This window comes from uncultured Adlercreutzia sp. (genome assembly GCF_958431955.1).
In the GTDB taxonomy this organism is placed as follows: Bacteria; Actinomycetota; Coriobacteriia; order Coriobacteriales; family Eggerthellaceae; genus Adlercreutzia.
The window spans coordinates 37,937-56,949 of sequence record NZ_CAUASN010000015.1; the positions used below are offsets into that span (position 1 = coordinate 37,937).

Consider the following 19,013-nt stretch of genomic DNA (forward strand, 5'->3'; position numbering starts at 1 on the left):
ACGCGAAAAACCCCGAGGGAGCGGCGGCGTCATTGGCCGCGCGCATCCGGAGAGGAGGGCCCGCCAGCCATGGCCAAGGGAACCTTCGGCGTCACGACGCCCATCTACTACATCAACGCCGCGCCGCATCTGGGCACCGCCTACACCACGGTGGCCGCCGACACCATCTGCCGCTACCAGCGCATGAACGGCTACGACGTGTCGTTCGTCACCGGCACCGACGAGCACGGCCAGAAAATCGCCGAGACCGCCGAGAAGAACGGCATGACGCCCCAGGCCTGGTGCGACCACTTGGCCCCGGCCTTCACCGATGCCTGGGAGCTTCTGGGCATCGACTACACCAACTTCGTGCGCACCACCGAGGAGCGCCAGACCCGCGCCGTGCAGAAGCTCTGGTGCGAGCTGCACGATAAGGGCTGGCTGTACAAGAGCGCGTATGAGGGCTGGTACTGCATCCACGAGGAGACCTACTACGCCGAGAGCGATCTGGAGAAGAACGACGAGGGCGAGTTTGTCTGCCCCGACTGCAAGCGCCCCGTGCGCCGCGCCTCGGGCGAGGAGAACTGGTTCTTCAAGCTCTCGGAGTTCCAGGATAAGCTTCTGGCCTTCTACGACGAGCACCCCGACTTCATCCGCCCCGAGAGCCGCCGCAACGAGATCGTCTCCTTCGTGAAGGGCGGTCTGCAGGATCTGTCCATCTCGCGCTCCAGCTTCGACTGGGGCATTCCCGTGCCCTTCGACGAGGGCCACGTGTTCTACGTGTGGGCCGACGCCCTTATCGCGTATCTCACCGGCATCGGGTACGGCGACCCCGAGCGCGAGGCCGAGTTCGACCGCCGTTGGCCCATCCAGTACCACTTCGTGGGCAAGGACATCACGCGCTTCCACTGCGTCATCTGGCCGGCCATGCTCATGGCCGCCGACATGCCCATCACCCACACGGTGTTCGGCCACGGCTTTCTGCTCACCAAGGGCGAGAAGATGTCGAAGTCGAAGGGCAACGGCCTCATGCCCGCCGACCTGGTGCGCGTGTTCGGCGTGGACGCCTACCGCTACTACTTCATGAGCGACGTGCAGTTCGGCCACGACGGGGCCATCTCCATGGAGCGCATGGTGCAGGTGTACAACGCCGACTTGGCCAACACCTGGGGAAACCTCGTGTCCCGCGTGACCAACATGACTCAGAAGTATTTCGAGGGCCGCGTGCCCGAGGCTCCTGCCGGCGCCGAGGACAACCCCCTGCGCGAGATCGCCGATACGCTGTACGCGGAATACGACGCCTGCATGGCCGAGGTGGACTTCACCGGGGCCGCGGCCGCCGTGCAGAAGCTCGCGGGCCGCGTGAACCTGTACGTGGAGGAGAGCGCGCCCTGGGCGCTGGCGAAGGATCCCGCGAAGGCCGACGAGCTGGCGGCGGTGCTGTACAACTGCCTGGAGGCCATCCGCATCATCGCGCTGTACATGGCGCCGTTCATGCCCAGCACCTCTGCCGAGGTGTTCCGCCGTCTGGGCCTGGGCGACATCGCGGCGGTGACCGACATCCAGGAGGCCACGGCCTGGGGGCAGCTGCCCGCCAGCGTGGCCGTGGAGGTGGGAGAGCCTCTCTTCCCGCGCCTGGACGTGGACAACCTGCCGGAACTGTAGGCGGCCGGAAGGAGGGCGCTGTGGGCAACGACGAGCCGATATTCTACGACGCGAAGTTTCGCCAGAAGCGCAAGGGCGGCAAGTGGCGCGAGGTGGAAGCGCCTGCGCTGGAAGGACCCGTGGCCGACACCCACGCGCACCTGCAGATGCTCGCCGATCCGGCCTTGGAGCTGGCCCGGGCGGCTGCCCATAACGTGCGCTTCGTGGAGACCATCGTGGATCCGGCTGACGACGGCTTCGCCACCTTCGACGCGCTGCCCGGCTGGCTCATGGAGGCCTCCCGCGTGCTGCGGGCGATAACGGCTGCGAGCGAGGGGGCAGACGGGCCCGCGGAGGCGGCGGGTGCCGGTGCCGCGCGCGAGCCCTGGGCGGCGCTGCCGGCGGTGCGTATCGCCGCGGGCGTGCACCCGCACAACGCCAAGGGCTACACGCCCGCCGTGGCTCGCGCCCTGCGGGAGCATCTGCACGACCGCCGCGTGAGCGCCGTGGGTGAAATCGGGCTCGACTACCACTACGACCTGTCGCCGCGCGAGGTGCAGCGCGAGGTGTTCCGCGCCCAGATCCGCCTGGCCAAGGAGGCGGGGCTGCCCGTGTGCCTGCATCTGCGCGAGGCTCACGACGACGGGTTCGCCATCCTCTCCGAGGAGGGCTTCCCCGAGGCCGGCACGCTGCTGCACTGCTTCAACCTGGATGCGGCCGAGGTGGCGCGGTGGGTGGAGGCGGGCTGCTTCATCGCCTTCGGGGGACCGGTCACCTTCAAGCGCGCCGACGAGGTGCGCGAGGCCGCCGCCATCGTGCCGGCAGATCGCCTGCTCACCGAGACCGATTCGCCCTACATGACGCCCGAGCCCCTGCGCGGCACTCATTGCGGGCCGGCTCACACCGTGTTCACCGCCGCCAAGCTCTGCGAGGTTCGCGGGGCCGATACGCCAAAGGCCCGCGCCGCGTTGCTGGCCCAGCTGTACGCCAACGCCCTGGCCCTGCTCGACCGCGCGCCCACCGCGTGGCAGCGCGAGGAGGCGGCCCGGGGCGGAGAGGAAGTGTCCCATGCATAGAGTCATCCTGCACGGATCGTGCCGCGCCGACGGGCGCAGCGCCGCGCTCGCCGACGAGCTGTTCAACGCCTGCATCGAGGAGTGCCCGGAAGACGGCGTGTCCATCGTGTCGGTGTCCTCCACCGAGGTGCGCCCATGCACCGGCTGCGACGCGTGCCGCGCCGTGTCGGAAGAGCCCATCCACGTGTTCCAGGAGGGCGACCCCCTGCTGCCCCAGGAGGCGGTCGTGGAATCCGAGGCGCTTTTCCACCACTGCGTGATCGACGACGACATGAACGAGGTGCGCAAGCACCTGGACGCGGCCGACGAGCTCATCGTAGTGTGCCCGGTGTACTTCGCCGGCGCCCCCGCCCAGATGAAGGCGCTGCTCGATCGTTTGCAGCCCTACTACTTCACCGATCTGCGCACCTACCCCAAGCGCCCGGCGGTCATCCACGTGGTGGGCGCCGGCGGCGACCCCCACGGCTTCGAGCCGCTCATCGGCACGGTGCGCTCGGCGCTTTCCGTGGCCGGCTTCTCCGTGGAGCTCGTGCTCGATTGGGTGGGGAAGATCCGCGCCGACGGCGAGATCACCGCCGATGCCGAGGAGTACCCGCTGCCCCCGGTGGGCGGCTTCGGTGCCCTCGGCTGGGACGGCGAGCTCGCGGACGACGGGTTTGCGGGCGACGGTGCCGATGGCGATAGCGGCGAGCGCGGCGGCGAGCTCGGCGGGGCGGCCTCCTGCGATGCGGCGGACGAGTGGGAGCCGGAGGGCGACCCCGTCGCTTTCGTGGACTTCGCAGATGAGGACTTCGCCGCCTTCGAGGAGGATGGCGGTTGGGACGACCCCGGCGAGCCGGGTGCGTCCGAGGCTCCGAGCGCGTCTGGCGCCCCCGGTCCTCGCAAGCGCCCCCAGCTGTCGGTTGCCGCCCCGGCGACGAAGCCGAAGGAGGCCCCGGCCCGCGGCGGCCGTTCCGGCAAGGGCGGCGCGGGCGGCAAAGGAGGCGCTGGCGCCTCTCGCGGAGGCCGCAAGGGCACGGGCAAGGGAGGCCCGGCCTATGGCAAGAAGAACACCAAGAAGAAGGGCAACGGCCGTGGCGGTCACCGATAGCTACGCCGCGGGGAAGGACCGCCTCTCGCCGCTTTCCACGCCGGCTGCTACCCGTGCGGTGCTTGATGCCCACGGCATCGGCACCAAGTACACGCTCGGGCAGAACTTCCTCGTGAACGACGACGTGCTGAGAAAGATCATCGCCCTGGCCGAGGTGGGTCCCGCCGACCGCATCCTGGAGGTGGGCCCGGGCATCGGCACGCTCACCATCGCCTTGCTCAAGCACGCCGCAAGCGTGGTGGCCGTCGAGCGCGACCCCGACCTGCCCGCCGTGCTCGCCGACACCCTCTACCCCTGGCGCGAGAAGTTCGCCCTCATCGAAAAGGACGCCCTGGATGTGACGCGGGTGGACATTGCTGCAGCAACGGAAGAGCTCGGCGGAGGCGCGGGATGCCCTGACCGAGCGAGTTCCGCAGCGACGGGAAATGCCCAGTGGGCATTTCCCCAAAGCGAGGACTGCTTGAGCGAATCAGGGTATTCCGTGCCTCCGTCCCCGGGCGAGCCCTTCCCCAACAAGCTCGTCGCCAACCTCCCTTACGCCGTGGCGGCCACGGTGGTTCTCGACTACTTCCAGAACTTCCCCAGCTTGGATTCCGCCACCGTCATGGTGCAGAAGGAGGTGGCCGATCGCATGGCCGCCCAGGTGGGCACCAAGAACTACGGCGCCTACACGGTGAAACTCGGCCTGTACGCCGAGCCGGTCGGCCGTTTCGCCGTGGGGCCGGGCAACTTCTTCCCGCCGCCGCGCGTCGATTCCGCCGTCATCCGCCTGAACCGCCGAACACCCCTCATGGCCGACGGCGCCCCGGCCTCGCCGGTGCTCGTGGCGGCTGCGTGCCTCATGGCCGACGCCGCCTTCGCCAACCGTCGCAAAACGCTGGCGAACTCCTGCAAGACGTATTTCTCCGGCCGTGGCTCCGTTTCCCTGCCCGACGGCTGCGCCCTCGAAGGCGCCCGGGTGGCCGTCGCGTTGCCCTCCCTTTTCGAGGCTGCCTCCATCGACCCCCGCCGCCGCGGCGAGACCCTTTCCCATCAGGAGTTCCTCGCCCTCGGGCAGGCTCTCGTCGCAGCGGGCGCCTAGGGCCATCTTCGCCAGCCATCCGAGGCCGGGCCCTTATGTCCATCAGGTGCGCTTCGCGGGCGGCACCTTTCGGCTGCGGCCGCGGCTGCGCTACAATAAAGCGCTTACCAAGTCCGGGGCGGCCCATGGCTGAGCTCGGCGATCCGATGCATTGACGGGGAAGGATGGGCGCCGTGGACACGCAGACGACGCAGACGACCGAGAAGAAGAAGGGCGGCGCCAAGCGCCTGGCCGTGGCGGCTGTGGCGCTGGTGGCGCTTGTGGCCGTGGGTATCGTCCTCGCCGTGACGGCGGCCAACACCGAGCGCCCCGATTACTCGGGTCTGGCGGTGGAGGCCGAGCCCACGCGCCCCCAGGCCCCGGAGCCCAAGGAGGAGGAAGAGGAGGAGGAAACTCCCGCGCCGGCGCCTGCCGCCGCCGATGCCGCCGACGAGGAGGTGCGGCCTCTGGCCTGCCCCTCCGAGAACGGCGCGCTGCACGTGGACGGCTCCCAGCTTGTGGACGAGTCGGGTAATCCGGTGCAGCTGCGGGGCGTTTCCACCCACGGCCTCGCCTGGTACCCCGAGTACGCGAACCAGGACCTCTTCACCGAGCTTCGCCAGGACTGGGGCGCCAACGTGGTGCGCCTGGCGGTGTATTCCGACGAGGAGGGCGGCTACGCCACCGACGGCAACCGCGTGCAGATGAACAAGCTCGTGCTCGACGCCGCCAAGGAGGCCACCGAGGCCGACATGTACGTGGTCATCGACTGGCACATCCTGTCTGATGCGAACCCCAAGAAGCACGCCTGGGCCGCCAAGGAGTTCTTCAAGCTGATGTCCGCGCGCCTGGCCGATTACGACAATATCATCTACGAGATCTGCAACGAGCCCAACGGCAGCACCTCGTGGAAGGACATCAGGGACTACGCCAACGAGGTCATCCCCCTCATCCGCGCCAACGACTCCGACGCTGTGGTGGTCGTGGGCACGCCCACCTGGTCCCAGGACGTGGAGGCCGCCGCGGCCGACCCGCTGTCCCAGGCCAACGTCATGTACGCGATGCACTTCTACGCCGCCACCCATCAGGGCGATATGCGCGACCGCTTGCGCGCGGCCGTGGAAGGCGGGCTGCCCGTGTTCGTCACCGAGTTCGGCATCTGCGAGTCGTCGGGCTCCGGGGTCATCGACTACGAGTCGGCCGACGAGTGGCTGGCCCTCATGGACGAGCTCAACGTGAGCTACATCTGCTGGAACCTGTCCAACAAGAACGAGACGGCGGCTCTGTTCAAGCCGGAGGTGTCCAAGACCTCGGGCTTCACCCTCGACGACTTGAGCGAGGAGGGTCTCTGGCTCGTGGACGCGCTGCGCGGCCCCGGCTTCGACCGCAAGGAGGTGCAGCTGGCCCGCGCCGACAAGAAACCGAACACCACGGGCTCGGCCATGATGGCGTTCTCGAGCGACACTATCCAGTGGCAGCTGAACGTGACCGAGACGTGGGAGGAGGACGGCCGCACCTTCTTCAAGTACGAGATGGCCGGCAGCAACTACAGCGCCGCCACGAAGAAGTGGTCGGTGACCATCCCCTTCAACGCCGATGTGCAGCTGGAGGACAGCTGGAACTGCGTGGCGAGTGCGGCGGCCAACGAGCTGACGGTCTCCAATGACAAGAGCAACGGCAAGGTGGGCGCCGGTGACACCGTGGAGGGCATCGGCTTCATCGTGAGCGGCCCCTCCAAGCTGGCCGTCGTGGATCTGTAGCCCGACACCGGCCTTTCTCGCGGCTGCCGCTCCCGCCCCCCCCCGCCTCTTCGGGCCGGGTCTGCCGTGCTGGCGGATGGGTCCAGACCGGGAGCCCCGGCGCCGGCAGGCGGATTGGGCTGGGAACCGCGCCGTCGGCAGGCGGATTGGTTGGGAATCACGGCGCCGACGGGCGGATTGGTCGGGAATCGTGCCGCTGACGGACGGATTGGTCGGGGATCGCGCCGCTGACGGACGGGTTGGGCCAAGAGCCGCGGCGTCGGCAGGCGAGTTGGGCCAAGAGCTGCGGCGCTGGTAGACGGAAAGTCGCCATTTCGCGCGGGGATTGCGAAAACAGGCCACTGAATTGCGAAAAGTCGCCGTGGAAGCAGCCCCTCTTGCGGGTGCATGGCTGACAGTTCTTTTCTCTGTGGCTTCCATCAGGTGAAACTCGTGGACATTCTGGGGAAGGGGTGTCTCTGCGGTTTCTTCCGGGTGCATAGAGGCATCCTTCGGGCGACTTTTCGCAATTCAGCGGCGTGTTTTCGCAGGGCAACCTGGCCGAGATGAGGTTATATTGTGGATCGCCCGTGGAGACAGGGTTTCACCTGTCTGCGCAAGATTCCGAAACAAAGATTTGATCAGGTAAAACGTCGAAGTTTGCCAGAGCTCCCGTATCGACCGCGACTCAAGTGCGACGCTGTGGGGACTGGGCTGGGAATCCCGTTTGCTATAGTGCGCGTCCCGCCGTCATCATGGAAGGAGCACCATGCGCGCTGTCCTCTTCGGCCGCTCCGCGGTCGCCCACTGGCTTACGGCAGACAGGCCGCCGGATGCGCGACGCATGGACGGCGGCTGCCTCGAGCGATGCAACCCGAGCGTGCGCACCGTCGCCCGCATCTCGATGGAGCTGCCGCATATCCCCGAGCCCTACCATTGCCTTGTGCCGGGACGGTATCGGCGGCTCTCGGACAAGGTGGTGCTCCATATCTCGCAGCGCCGCTACGCAAAAGGCGACTTCTCGCACATCGCCCCCGGCGTGTTCGCAGCGTGCCCCGAACTGGCGTTGGCGCAGCTGGCTCCCTCGGCGACCCTGTGCGAGCTGATCACCGTGGCTTCGGCGCTGTGCGGAACGTTCTGCTTCCGGGCTGATGCGGAAGGGGGTCTCGGGCATCGTAGCCCCCTGACCTCCAAGCGTCGGATCGCGGCCTTCGTCTCCAGGCACGCTGGGCTGAAAGGCGTGAAGGCTCTGAGGCGCGCGCTGCCGCATATTGTGGAGCGAGCGGCCTCGCCACCGGAGATATTCCTGCTCATGGTGCTGGGCCTCCCGCGCCTGCACGGGGGTTACGGATTGCTCGGCGGCCGGGCGAATCGCCGCATGAGGCTCGGGCGCGGCGCGCGGGCCATTGCGGGACGTGAGACCATCGTCCCCGACGTGCACTGGCCCGACGAGGGGGTGGTGCTGGAGTACGACTCCAATGCCGAGCATTTGACTCCGGCGCAAGTGACGCGCGACTCCAAGAAGCGCCTCGCCTATGCGAGCAGAGGGCTCAAGGTTCTCACGGTGACCGCAAGGCAGCTCTACGACGCGGCGAGCATGAGACATGTGGCGAAGGAATTGTCGCGAGGTCTCGGGCGCACCCTGCGCATCAGGGGCAACAGCTTCGACGCCAAGCACGCCGCCCTGTACGAGACGGCTTTCTGTTTGAATGCCTACCGCCGCGTCGCGGGCTCCGAGCGGCTTGCCGAAAGCTAGTGCCTCATGGCGACGGAAAGTCGCCCTCGGGAGGGCGGGAGTTGCGAATCGCGCCGCTCGATGACGGAAAGTCGCCCTTTGGCGGCTGAGGATCGGGCCGCGATAGGTGAGGGGCCTCGCTATGTGGCGCTTTTGCGGGGGTTCATCGCTCGGCCAGGGGTCTGACGGCGCGATGGGGGCGACTTTCCGTTGTCGGGTGGCGTTTTTCGGGCACCAAACCGAAAAATGGCGACTTTCCGTCGTGGAGTGCCAGCTGCGGGCAAGGGCAGCCGATGGCGGCGTAAACGGCGGAGACGGCCGCGCGGCGACAGGAAGGAGCGTTTAGTGTTAGCATGCTCGATGATCGATTTGAAGCAGCGGGGCGGAAGGCGTCCGCGTCCCGTGGCGGGGAAGGAAGGCTCTATGGTGACGGTGCGGCTGGCAACGGCGGCGGATGCGGCGGGGGTGCTCTCCGTGTACGCGCCCTATATCGAGGAGACGGCCGTCACGTTCGAGACCGCGGTACCCTCGCCGGCTGAGTTTGCCGCGCGCATGGACGAGGTCGTCGGGCGCTACCCGTATCTCGTGGTCGAAGAGGGCGGTTCCATCGTCGGCTTCGCCTACGCGCATCGGTTGGGCGAGCGGGCGGCCTTCGCCTGGAACGTGGAGCTCTCGGTGTACTTTGCGCCGGGCCAGACGGGCCGGGGGCGGGGCAGCGTGCTGTTCTGGGCGCTTATCGACCTTTTGTCCCAGCAGGGCGTGCGCAACGCCTACAGCCTGATCACGATGCCCAACGAGGCGAGCCGCCGTCTGCACGCGAAGCTCGGATTCGAGCTGATGGGCATCCAGCGCCAGGCGGGCTTCAAGCAGGGCCGCTGGCACGATGTGGCGTGGCTGCGCAAGGCCATCGGGCCGTTCGGCGACGAGCCGCGGCCGGTGGTGCCGCTGGACGAGCTCGATGCGACGGCGGTGCGCGAGGTGCTCGGCGCGGCCGAGGCGGCCATGAACGCCGAGAACGCGGATGCGGGGAAGGGGGCGCGCTGATGGAAGTGCGGGAAGATGCGCTGGCGCAGGCGCGCGACGTGCTGGCGGAGCACTTCGGCTACCGGAACTTCCGCCCTGGCCAGGAGGCGGTGGTGAGCGCCGTGCTCGCCGGCCGCGATGCGCTGGCGGTGATGCCCACAGGCGCGGGCAAGTCGATCTGCTACCAGGTGCCGGCGGTGGTGCTGCCGGGGCTGACCGTGGTGGTGAGTCCGCTCGTGTCGCTCATGGCCGACCAAGTGCGCAGCTTGAAGGCAGCCGGCGTGCGCGGGGCGTACCTGAACTCCACTCTCACGCCGGCCCAGCAGTCCGAGGTGCTCGCCCGGGCGCGGGCCGGGGCCTACGACCTCATGTACGTGGCGCCCGAGCGCCTGGCCGACCCGCGTTTCGCGGAATTCGCCGCGAGTGCGGCCATTCCCTTCCTGGCGGTGGACGAGGCCCACTGCGTGTCCCAGTGGGGCCAGGATTTCCGGCCGTCGTACCTGGCCATCGGCGACTTCATCGCGGCGTTGCCCGCCCGTCCCGTGGTGGCGGCCCTTACGGCCACGGCCACCGAGCGTGTGCGGGCCGATATCGTGCGCCTCCTGCAGCTGCGCGACCCCGCGTGCACCGTGACCGGCTTCGACCGGCCGAACCTGCACTTCTCGGTGGAGCGCTGCGAGGCCAAGCGCAAGCTGGCACGGCTCGATGCTTTCATCGACGAGCGCCGCGCCGAGAGCGGCATCGTGTACTGCGGCAAGCGGGCCTGCGTGGAAGAGGTGTGCGACCACCTGCGGGAGCGCGGCATCGCGGCCACGCGCTACCATGCGGGGCTGGCTGCCGACGAGCGCGAGCGCAACCAGCGGGCCTTCGTGAACGACGCCGCGCCGGTGATGGTGGCCACGAACGCCTTCGGCATGGGCATCGACAAGTCGAACGTCAGCTACGTGGTGCACTACAACATGCCCGGCTCGGTGGAGGCCTACTACCAGGAAGCGGGCCGCGCTGGCCGAGACGGCAGTCCGGCCGAGTGCCTGCTTCTGTGGTGCGACGGCGACATCGCCACGGGCCGTTTCTTCATCGAGCAGGAATCGACCAACGAGGCGCTTACGCCCGAGGAGGCCGAAGTGGTGCGCGCCGGGCGCCGCCGCATGCTGGAGGCCATGGTGGGCTTTGGCTACACCACCGACTGCCTGCGCCGCTACCTGCTCCGCTACTTCGGGGAAGGGGAGGGTGAGGCTCCCTTGCAGCCGGCTCGCTGCTGCTCGAACTGCGATGGCGATATGGAAGTGGTCGACGTGACCGCCGAGGCGCGGGCGGTCATGCGCTGCGTGCACGAGCTGCGCGGCCGCTTCGGCAAGACCGTTGTGGTGGACGTGCTGCGCGGTGCCGATACCGAGGCCATCCGCTCCCGCGGGCTTACCGCGGCGACCGCCTACGGCAGCTGCGCGGCTCATCGCGCCCTGCTGATGGAGGTGGTGGAACTGCTTGCCGCCGGCGACTACCTGGCCATCACCGAGGGGAAGTATCCGGTGGTGTGCGCGGGCGGCCGCTACCGCGAGGCGGCCCGCAACGATTTCCAGCTGCTCATGAAGCGCCTGCCCTCGAAGGCGCAGCGCCTGGCCGGGCCGCGGGCGGCGCAGAGCGCGGGGGCGTCCGATTTGGATGCGTCCGGGCAGGCCCTGTTCGAGCGCCTGCGCGATCTGCGCAAGCGCCTTGCCGAGGCGGCCGACGTGCCGCCCTACGTGGTGTTCAGCAACGCCACGCTCACGGCCATGGCCGCCGCGCGCCCCGCCACCGAGAGCGCTTTCCTCGACGTGCCCGGTGTGGGCCAGAAGAAGCTGGAAACCTACGGCGAGGCCTTCCTCGCCGAGATCGCCGCCTTCCAGGAGGAGGGGTAGGGGATTCGGCGGCATCCCTTCGCCCGGCCGTGCCCTCAGCGGGCGGCGCCCCTTCGCCTGCCCCAGCCGGGCACGGCGGCCGACCCGGATGGCGCTTCCCCGTTACATCCTTGTTTCTAAGCGAATTGCTGAGCGCGGGGCTCTCGTTTCGCGGTAGCATGGGTGCCATCAATTTCGAGGTAAAGGAGCGTCATGACCAAGATTCAGATGACTACGCCGCTGGTGGAGATGGACGGCGACGAGATGACCCGCATCATCTGGCAGATGATCAAAGACGAGCTGATCTGCCCCTTCGTCGACTTGAAGACCGAGTACTACGATCTGGGCCTGGAGAACCGCAACGCCACCGATGATATGGTCACTATCGAGTCGGCTGAGGCCACCAAGCGCCTCGGCGTGGCCGTGAAGTGCGCCACTATCACGCCGAATGCCGCGCGCATGGACGAGTACGACCTGAAGGAGATGTGGAAGAGCCCCAACGGCACCATCCGCGCCATGCTGGACGGCACGGTGTTCCGTACCCCCATCATCGTGAAGGGCATCGAGCCCTGCGTGCGCAACTGGACGCGCCCCATCACCATCGCCCGCCATGCCTACGGCGACGTGTACAAGAACGCCGAGATTCGCGTGCCCGGCCCCGGCAAGGTGGAGCTCGTCTACACCGGCGACGACGGCACCGAGATTCGCGAGCTCGTGTTCCAGTACGAGGGCGCCGGCGTGGCCCAGGGCATGCACAACCTGGACGCCTCCATCGCGAGCTTCGCCATGAGCTGCTTCGAGTACGCCCTCGACACCAAGCAGGATCTGTGGTTCGCTACGAAGGACACCATCTCCAAGAAGTACGACCACCGCTTCAAGGACATCTTCCAGGAGATCTACGACGACCGGTACGCCGCCCGCTTCGAGGAGGCCGGCATCGAGTACTTCTACACGCTCATCGACGATGCCGTGGCCCGCGTGATGAAGGCCGACGGCGGCTTCATCTGGGCTTGCAAGAACTACGACGGCGACGTGATGAGCGACATGGTGTCTTCCGCCTTCGGGTCGCTGGCCATGATGACCTCGGTGCTCGTGAGCCCCGCCGGTGTCTACGAGTACGAGGCCGCCCACGGCACCGTGCAGCGCCACTACTACAAGCACCTGGAGGGCAAGGAGACGTCCACGAACTCCGTGGCCACCATCTTCGCCTGGTCGGGCGCTCTGCGCAAGCGCGGCGAGCTGGACGAGCTGCCCGAGCTCGTGGCCTTCGCCGACCGCCTGGAGGCTGCTACCCTGGCCACCATCGAGGCCGGCGAGATGACCGGCGACCTGGCTCGCATCACGAGCCTGCCGAATCCCGTGACTCTCAGCACGGGCGAGTTCATCCAGGCTATCGCCCGCCGCCTGGCCTAAGACCCAAGGGCCCAGTTGCTGGGCCCTTGCTTCCCCTGTTTGGAAATCCTGCTTTTCTGGGACGAATCAGTTGGAAAATGTGAACTTTTGGGCACGAGAAAACTCCTAGCCTGACCTGCGAAAACCTAAAGAAACAGCAGATCAGAGCAGTGTACAGAAAAGCACATTTTCCAACGCTTCAGCACGCAAACGCCCCTGGTCGTGCCCTCCTGCGCCCCGCTACTTCGCGAGGGCGCAGGGGAGCACCTCCGGGTTCACGCAGGCCTCGGGCATGCGGCCGAGCACCACGTCGATGGCGTTTTGCGTGCAGCGGCGGCGCAATTCGGCGGCCGACTCCTCGGACCAGTAGGCCGCATGACTCGTGAGCACGGTGTGCGGCGCGCGCATGATGGCCGCATCGGCCGGCACGGGCTCGGTCTCGAACACGTCGATGCCCGCGCCCCAGAGTTTTCCCGCGCACAGGGCGGCCGCCACGGCGTCCAGATCCACCACGGCGCCGCGCGAGGTGTTCACCACCACCGCATCCTCCTTCATGAGCTTGAGGTTGTTGGCGTTCAGCAAATGGTGCGTGGCCGGCACGAGGGCCGTGTGGAAGCTCACGACGTCGGCCTCGCGTAGAAGCTCGTCCAGCTCGCGGTAGGGGTACCCCTCGGGCGTCAGGCTTCCCGGGTGTCCCTTATGGTCCCACACCACCACGGAAAAGCCGAGGCCCGCGGCCTTGCGCGCGCAGGCGCGCCCGATGTTGCCGTAGCCCACGATGCCGAAGGTGCGGCCGCGCACCTGGCCCAAGGGGCGGCGGCGGTGGAAGTCCCACACGCCAGCGCGCATGTCGGCATCGATCTCGTTGATGCGCCGCAGGCACGCGAGCGCAAGGGCGATGGCGTGGTCGCTTACCACCTCGGTGCCGTAGCCGGGCACGTTGCACACGGCCACGCCCGCCTCGCTGGCGGCCGCCACGTCGATGTTGTCCACCCCGGTGCCCGTCTTCGCTACCACTTTAAGCTGGGGCAGCGCCTCGAACACCTCGGCGGTGTAGCGCCCGTAGGAGGTGATGGCCCCGTCGGCCCCGCGCAGGTGCTCGACGATCTCATCCGGCGTGCGGGCGCGGCCGTCGTCGAAGCTCTCGAAGCGGATGCCGGCGGCCTCCACCATCTCCCGCTCGAACGCGCAGTCGTCGAAATCGAAATCCGACATCACGATGGTCGCCATAGGGCCTTCCTTTCACGCGACGCTGTTCCATTCGGTTGCCCATTGTAGCCCCCGCGCGGGTCTTTCGCGGCATTGGGCGGCGAACATCTCTATACTTACAGGCCCGGTCGTCAAACGGCGCCCTCGGAAGGCCCGGCCGCTATACCGCTTCTCGGCCCCGCCCGTCCAGGCGCCGCATCGGGGTGCAACCGTGCGGTACGAACAGATGGGAGACGACATGAAGAAGCTCGAGGGACGTGTGGCCATCGTGACGGGCGCCAGCTCTGGCGTGGGGCGCGGGCTGGCGAAGGTGCTGGCCGAGAACGGCGCGAAGATCTGCGCCTGCGCGCGCCGCGTGGAGAAGCTCGAGGAGCTGAAGGCGGAAGTGGAGGCCTTCGGCGGGGAAGTGCTGCCCGTGGCCTGCGACGTGACCGACATCGATCAGATCAACAACGTGGTCGAGCAGTGCGTCGAGCGCTTCGGCGGCATCGATATCCTCATCAACTGCGCCCAGGGCGCCATGCAGTACCGCGAGATCAACGACGTGGACGAGGCCTACACTCTGGAAGCCTTCGAGAGCGGCCCGCTCGCTTCCATGATGTTCATGAAGGCGTGCTTCCCCTACTTGAAGGAGAGCGGTCACGGGCGCATCATCAACACCGCCTCCGCGGCCGGTTACGACGGCAACGCGGGCTTCGGCGCCTACGGCATGGCCAAGGAGGCCATCCGCGCCATCACCCGCACGGCGGCCAACGAGTGGGGCCGCTACGGCATCACGGTGAACGTGTTTTTGCCTATCATCGCCACTGACTTCTTCCGCGAGACCCAAGCCGAGGCGTTGCGGAACCTGGAGTCGAAAACCCCGCTGGGCTATATCGGTACCACCGAAAAGGACTGTGCCCCGCTCATCGTGCTGCTCGTCAGCGACGAGGGCGGCTACTTTACCGGCCAGTCCTACATGGTAGACGGTGGCATCCACAAGCACTCGTAGGGCTGCCGCGCGGCTGTTCAGGCCGTGGCACGGAGGCATTTCAACGGCGAAGGGGCGCCCACACCGCAGGGTGCGCCCCTTCGCCGTTGGTGCGGGCGGGGCGGCGGCATCGTGAAGCATTACGCTCCCGTGGTCGGCAAGGCTCTTGAAGTGGCCTCCAAGCGGGGAATCCGTTAGGCGGTGTCGGTCTTCCCGCGACCGAAAAAAGTTGCGGGGCTTGACAATCGTGGTATGATATGGGGCTGTACTTGTACCGTCAGCACACGTGAGGAAGTTAGTCAATGGATTTGGCCAAGCAGGCAAAGATCGTCGATGGCATTCATGATACCTTGAATGATTTCGTCGGTCAACGACTGAAAGTGCGCGCCAACATGGGCCGCTCGAAGATCGTGGAGAGCGAAGGCGTGCTCACCCAGGTTCACCCGCAGCTGTTCATCATGGAGGTGGACCGCAAGCGCGGCCGCACCGCCCGTCAGTCCTACCAGTACGTGGACGTGCTCACCGGCATGGTGGAGCTGTCCCAGAACGGCGAGCCCCTGTTCGCCCCCTTTGTGGACGAGTCCATGGAGCTGATCGACTACGTTATGGAAGAGCGCGTGGTCTCTTAAGGGCAGCGCTTGACAACCGCCGCCAAATCGGGCAAACTACTGCCTTGCGCGAAAGCGCACACCTTCGTGGGGATGTAGCTCAGCTGGGAGAGCATCACGTTCGCAACGTGGGGGTCGTGGGTTCGAATCCCATCATCTCCACCACGGAAATGTAACGGCCTCGGGAATATCCCGGGGCCGTTTTGCATGGATTGTGCCCGCATCTGTGCCCGCACGCTATCGACCTTGCCCGCGTTTATACAATGCGCGACCGTCCTGCATTCGCTCATTTTCGCGAACTGACGTATGATGTACTCAAATCTGCAGTTATCAGCGTCGGTATTATTTGCCGGTCAGTGTGTAGCACTTCTCATATAGCTCTGAACTGGCGTTTTGGTTTTGCGAGAAGAATGAGGCTCGACGCCGAGGCCTTCGAGACGCTGATAACTGCAGATTTGGATACAAAATCGGGCAGTTCATTCAAAAGGGGATTGCGGGGAAGTATCTGCATGCGAGGAATGCTCAGGATGGATGTGCTTTGGAGCGGACAGTCTCTCATGCAGGGCTGCGTGTTTGATGCGAGAGAAAGGGAACGCTCGGTGGAGTTACCAGCAGATAAGAATCTCCTGCGGCAGCACTTCAGGATGCTCCGGGCCAAGTTGTCGGAAGGGGAGCGTCGGGCGGCGGATGCGGCTATTGCGGGGAGCATGGCGGCGTTGCCCGAGTTTGCGGAAGCCGACGGGGTGTTCACGTACCTGAGCTTTGGGGCTGAGGTGGATACGCGGGAGCTTATCGAACGGGCGTGGAGCTTGGGGAAGACCGTGGCCCTGCCGCGGGTGGTGCCCGGTACGCGCCAGATGCGGTGGTACGCGGTGGATTCCCTGGACTGCCTTGAGCGCAGCTCCTTCGGCGTGGAAGAGCCGCCAGCTGACCCGGCCCGCGAGGTGACGCCGCGCGACTTCCACACCCCTGTTGCCCTCGTGCCCGGGCTCGCCTTCGACCGCGAGGGCTACCGCCTCGGCTACGGCGGCGGCTTCTACGACACCTTCCTGCCCACGTTCCCCGGCACCTCCATGGGCCTCTGCCGCGCCGCCCAGCTCGCCGACCACCTCCCGCACGAGGACTATGACATGCCAGTGGACGAAGTGGTGACTGAGCACGGTTTGCGGGCACTTTCAAAAATCTCAAGCTGATTTTCGCAAAAAAACGAGTTTGGTAGGGTTTGCGAAGCGTCGGCACCTTCCGAAACGGCAACCTGGGGGCAATAAGGGTCGGCAGACGAGCGTTTTCTCAAATCCCCACCCTACTAACTTGAGTTTTTGCCAAATTTCTCGGGATGATTTCCGTTTCCCTTCTGCGGGTATGCGGCGTAAGGTTGCGAACGGGGCCGGCTCCATGCTCTCCCTGCTTTGCGCAAGCCATCCCCGATGAAAAGCCCCGCCGGGGGAGGGGTCGGCGGGGCTGGGGAATGGCGCGATGCGGGTGCCCGCGGGCGCAGTCGACCGCGGGTCGAGCGGTCTACTCGTTGGCGAGCGCGCTGCGGGCGGCGATGCGGCCGAAGGCCAGGCACTCGCCCAGGTTGCCGGCGCCCTGGTAATGGCCCGACCACACCGAGCCGAACTCGCCGGCGGAATAGAGGTGCGGAATGACGTTGCCCTCGATGTCGATGATCTCGCCCTTGGCGTTGCGCACGGGGCCGCCGTCGGTGTTCAGCATCTGCGGCCGCTGCATCATGATGTAGAACGGCGGGGTCTTCACCGGGGTCAGCGTGCTCGGCGGCCGGAAGAAGGAGAGGTCCTTGCCGTTCTCGCAGTAGCCGTTCCACACGGTCACGGTTTCGACGAACTCGTCGACGGGCAGGTTCGCCTGGGCTGCCAGATCCTCCAGCGTGTCGGCCTTGTAGCCGAAGCCCTCGGCGACCGGGTCGGTGCCTTGGAAGGCGTAGGCGCCGGCGTCCATGGCGGCCTGGTCGCAGACGAACCAGCTGATTTCGGGCATGGGCAAAAGGTGCCAGTTGCCGCCGAACTGCATGTGGCCGTGGCGCGAACCCACCGCGGCGTTCATGGGCACGCCCGCGTAGAACTGGTCCCAATCGAAGGTGCAGCAGGCGTCCCAATCCATGTAGAAGCGCCGTCCGTTGTCGCCTACGGTAATGCCGAGGTTCTTGAGCGGGCTGCCCGAGCCGTTGTACTTGCCCCATCCCGAATCGTCGAGCTTGCGGATGGTGTTCCAGAAGCCGGCGCCGGAATTCATGTGCCACTCGGCGACGTTCAGCAGGGCGCAGATGCGGTGGCCGTCGCCGGTGTTCTCTTGGGCGGCGATGGGAGTCACCGTGGGCTGGGAGAAATAGTTGGCCATCATATCGGGGTTGCTCTCGAAGCCGCCGCAGGTCATGATGACGCCCTTGTTCGCCTTTACGCGCACGTCGTTCTTGCCGTCGTTGTAGATGCCGCCGAGCACCGCTTTGGTGGTCGGATCTTGCACCAGGGCCACGAGCGGGCACTCGGTCTTCAGCGTGACGGAAGGCAGGCCGCCCACCACCTCGTTCATGAACTTGGTGACGTGGTCCCACTTGCTGTCCTCGGCGGTGAATGCGGCGTAGTCGATGGCCGCGGAATGCTCCAGCTCGGGGTATTCGGGGAAGCAGGCGTAGTCGGTGGTGCCGGGGACGATGGTCAGGTCGGTGTCGGCGGCGCCGAGCTCCTTGATCCAATCGAGATTGCGGGTCAGTTCGGTCGCGAAGGCGGCGAGCACGTCGTCGGGCGTGCCCGTGTCGCTGTGGCGCAGCTCCTTCAGATAGTCGAGGGCCGCTTGCTCGCGGTCGGCGCTCGTGTACATGAACCAGCCGCTGGAAAACGGGCTGTTGCCGTTGCCGAGGGGGCTTGTGCCCTTCTCGATGAGCAGGCACGAGGCATCGGGGCTCTCCTTGCCCACGGTGACGGCCGCGGCCACGCCGGCCAGGCCCGCGCCCACGACGAGCACGTCGGTTTCCTCGTCCCAGGCGAAGTCGCCGTCTGCGGCTGGTGCGCTCTCGGAGGCGCCGCCTTTCGAGCTGCAACCTGCCAGGCCCATGCCCGTCAGCCCCGCAACGAGAAGCGTCGTTCCCGCGGTCTTCACGAAGGACCGGCGGCTCTGTGCCATTGCCATGATAATCTCCCTTCCGATAGGTTCTCCTTCGCTGCATGGATGCGGAGAATTTGCTACCATGCAGTGGCTCGATCATGGAGGGAAAATGCTTCGGGCGAAACTCCCGTTTTAGGGTAATTTCGAGCATTGGCTCCATGGATGCTTTGCCCAAAAATTGGGCAAATATGAAGATGATCAGGCGATATGCGGCATTCGTCGCAGGATGGGGGAGGGGCGATGCGCGAAGGAACGAAAAAGCGGATCCCATCGCTTGACAGCGTGCGGCGGATGGCGGCGTGCTTCTTCAGCGTGCTCTTCACCGTTCCGTACTTGCAGCACAACCTCTACCACACGACGCTGTTCTCCGGATTCGGGGCGCAGCAGTTCGTCGTTTTCGCCCTTTTCTCCCTGATTTTTGCCGCTGGGCTGATTGGCTGCATCGTGGGCTGCGAACGCATTGGGCGAATTCTTCGCCCCCTCAGCGT

General features: G+C 66.5%; 14 protein-coding genes and 1 tRNA gene. 13 read left to right on the forward strand and 2 right to left on the reverse strand.

All coding sequences use genetic code 11. The features are described from left to right. Positions 1-69: 69 nt before the first annotated feature. The 9 genes from metG to Q5064_RS06285 all read left to right on the forward strand — a co-directional run bounded on the left by metG (position 70) and on the right by Q5064_RS06285 (position 12,636). On the forward strand, positions 70-1,644 hold the full coding sequence (metG, locus tag Q5064_RS06245; RefSeq protein WP_302963097.1) for a methionine--tRNA ligase: 1,575 nt from the start codon (positions 70-72) through the stop codon (positions 1,642-1,644). 20 nt (positions 1,645-1,664) lie between these two features. Next, positions 1,665-2,699, forward strand: a complete 1,035-nt coding sequence (locus Q5064_RS06250) for a TatD family hydrolase (protein ID WP_302963098.1) — start codon at positions 1,665-1,667, stop codon at positions 2,697-2,699. Beyond that, positions 2,692-3,789 carry a flavodoxin family protein gene (locus tag Q5064_RS06255; RefSeq protein WP_302963100.1) on the forward strand — a complete coding sequence of 366 codons (1,098 nt, stop codon included), beginning with the start codon at positions 2,692-2,694 and terminating at the stop codon, positions 3,787-3,789. Before Q5064_RS06250 ends, Q5064_RS06255 begins: the two co-directional genes overlap by 8 nt. After that, entirely contained in the window at positions 3,773-4,870 is a 1,098-nt protein-coding gene (locus Q5064_RS06260) for an rRNA adenine dimethyltransferase family protein (RefSeq protein WP_302963101.1), read from the forward strand. Before Q5064_RS06255 ends, Q5064_RS06260 begins: the two co-directional genes overlap by 17 nt. A gap of 173 nt (positions 4,871-5,043) precedes the next feature. Continuing rightward, positions 5,044-6,609 carry a cellulase family glycosylhydrolase gene (locus Q5064_RS06265; protein WP_302963103.1) on the forward strand — a complete coding sequence of 522 codons (1,566 nt, stop codon included), beginning with the start codon at positions 5,044-5,046 and terminating at the stop codon, positions 6,607-6,609. Positions 6,610-7,357: 748 nt separating this feature from the next. Beyond that, positions 7,358-8,344, forward strand: coding sequence for a hypothetical protein (locus Q5064_RS06270; RefSeq protein ID WP_302963104.1), 987 nt, complete (start codon positions 7,358-7,360; stop codon positions 8,342-8,344). A 402-nt stretch (positions 8,345-8,746) separates the two neighbouring features. Beyond that, complete coding sequence (locus Q5064_RS06275) at positions 8,747-9,367, forward strand: GNAT family N-acetyltransferase (protein WP_302963105.1); 621 nt, start codon at positions 8,747-8,749, stop codon at positions 9,365-9,367. Next, complete coding sequence (recQ, locus tag Q5064_RS06280) at positions 9,367-11,244, forward strand: DNA helicase RecQ (RefSeq protein WP_302963106.1); 1,878 nt, start codon at positions 9,367-9,369, stop codon at positions 11,242-11,244. Before Q5064_RS06275 ends, recQ begins: the two co-directional genes overlap by 1 nt. Before the next feature lie 192 nt (positions 11,245-11,436). After that, positions 11,437-12,636, forward strand: coding sequence for an NADP-dependent isocitrate dehydrogenase (locus Q5064_RS06285; RefSeq protein WP_302963108.1), 1,200 nt, complete (start codon positions 11,437-11,439; stop codon positions 12,634-12,636). A gap of 219 nt (positions 12,637-12,855) precedes the next feature. Here the strand turns inward: Q5064_RS06285 and Q5064_RS06290 are convergent, their stop codons facing one another. Beyond that, positions 12,856-13,845, reverse strand: coding sequence for a C-terminal binding protein (locus Q5064_RS06290; RefSeq protein WP_302963109.1), 990 nt, complete (start codon positions 13,843-13,845; stop codon positions 12,856-12,858). A gap of 217 nt (positions 13,846-14,062) precedes the next feature. Here Q5064_RS06290 and Q5064_RS06295 point away from each other — a divergent pair, with 217 nt between their 5' ends. The 4 genes from Q5064_RS06295 to Q5064_RS06310 all read left to right on the forward strand — a co-directional run bounded on the left by Q5064_RS06295 (position 14,063) and on the right by Q5064_RS06310 (position 16,595). Then, positions 14,063-14,815, forward strand: coding sequence for an SDR family NAD(P)-dependent oxidoreductase (locus tag Q5064_RS06295; protein ID WP_302963110.1), 753 nt, complete (start codon positions 14,063-14,065; stop codon positions 14,813-14,815). Between the two features lie 281 nt (positions 14,816-15,096). After that, positions 15,097-15,423 carry a Veg family protein gene (locus Q5064_RS06300; RefSeq protein WP_016308269.1) on the forward strand — a complete coding sequence of 109 codons (327 nt, stop codon included), beginning with the start codon at positions 15,097-15,099 and terminating at the stop codon, positions 15,421-15,423. A gap of 68 nt (positions 15,424-15,491) precedes the next feature. Next, positions 15,492-15,567 (forward strand) — tRNA-Ala (locus tag Q5064_RS06305). A 392-nt stretch (positions 15,568-15,959) separates the two neighbouring features. Continuing rightward, on the forward strand, positions 15,960-16,595 hold the full coding sequence (locus tag Q5064_RS06310; RefSeq protein ID WP_135970694.1) for a 5-formyltetrahydrofolate cyclo-ligase: 636 nt from the start codon (positions 15,960-15,962) through the stop codon (positions 16,593-16,595). A 325-nt stretch (positions 16,596-16,920) separates the two neighbouring features. Here Q5064_RS06310 and Q5064_RS06315 read toward each other — a convergent pair whose 3' ends face one another. Continuing rightward, positions 16,921-18,549, reverse strand: coding sequence for an FAD-binding protein (locus Q5064_RS06315; protein ID WP_172711591.1), 1,629 nt, complete (start codon positions 18,547-18,549; stop codon positions 16,921-16,923). Between the last annotated feature and the right edge of the window lie 464 nt (positions 18,550-19,013).

Coding starts and splice junctions, on each gene's coding strand:
- metG (WP_302963097.1), top strand. CDS start 70: ATGGCCAAGGGAACCTTCGGCGTCACGACGCCCATCTACTACATCAAC.
- Q5064_RS06255 (WP_302963100.1), top strand. CDS start 2,692: ATGCATAGAGTCATCCTGCACGGATCGTGCCGCGCCGACGGGCGCAGC.
- Q5064_RS06270 (WP_302963104.1), top strand. CDS start 7,358: ATGCGCGCTGTCCTCTTCGGCCGCTCCGCGGTCGCCCACTGGCTTACG.
- Q5064_RS06275 (WP_302963105.1), top strand. CDS start 8,747: ATGGTGACGGTGCGGCTGGCAACGGCGGCGGATGCGGCGGGGGTGCTC.
- recQ (WP_302963106.1), top strand. CDS start 9,367: ATGGAAGTGCGGGAAGATGCGCTGGCGCAGGCGCGCGACGTGCTGGCG.
- Q5064_RS06285 (WP_302963108.1), top strand. CDS start 11,437: ATGACCAAGATTCAGATGACTACGCCGCTGGTGGAGATGGACGGCGAC.
- Q5064_RS06290 (WP_302963109.1), bottom strand. CDS start 13,845: ATGGCGACCATCGTGATGTCGGATTTCGATTTCGACGACTGCGCGTTC.
- Q5064_RS06295 (WP_302963110.1), top strand. CDS start 14,063: ATGAAGAAGCTCGAGGGACGTGTGGCCATCGTGACGGGCGCCAGCTCT.
- Q5064_RS06300 (WP_016308269.1), top strand. CDS start 15,097: ATGGATTTGGCCAAGCAGGCAAAGATCGTCGATGGCATTCATGATACC.
- Q5064_RS06310 (WP_135970694.1), top strand. CDS start 15,960: ATGCAGGGCTGCGTGTTTGATGCGAGAGAAAGGGAACGCTCGGTGGAG.
- Q5064_RS06315 (WP_172711591.1), bottom strand. CDS start 18,549: ATGGCAATGGCACAGAGCCGCCGGTCCTTCGTGAAGACCGCGGGAACG.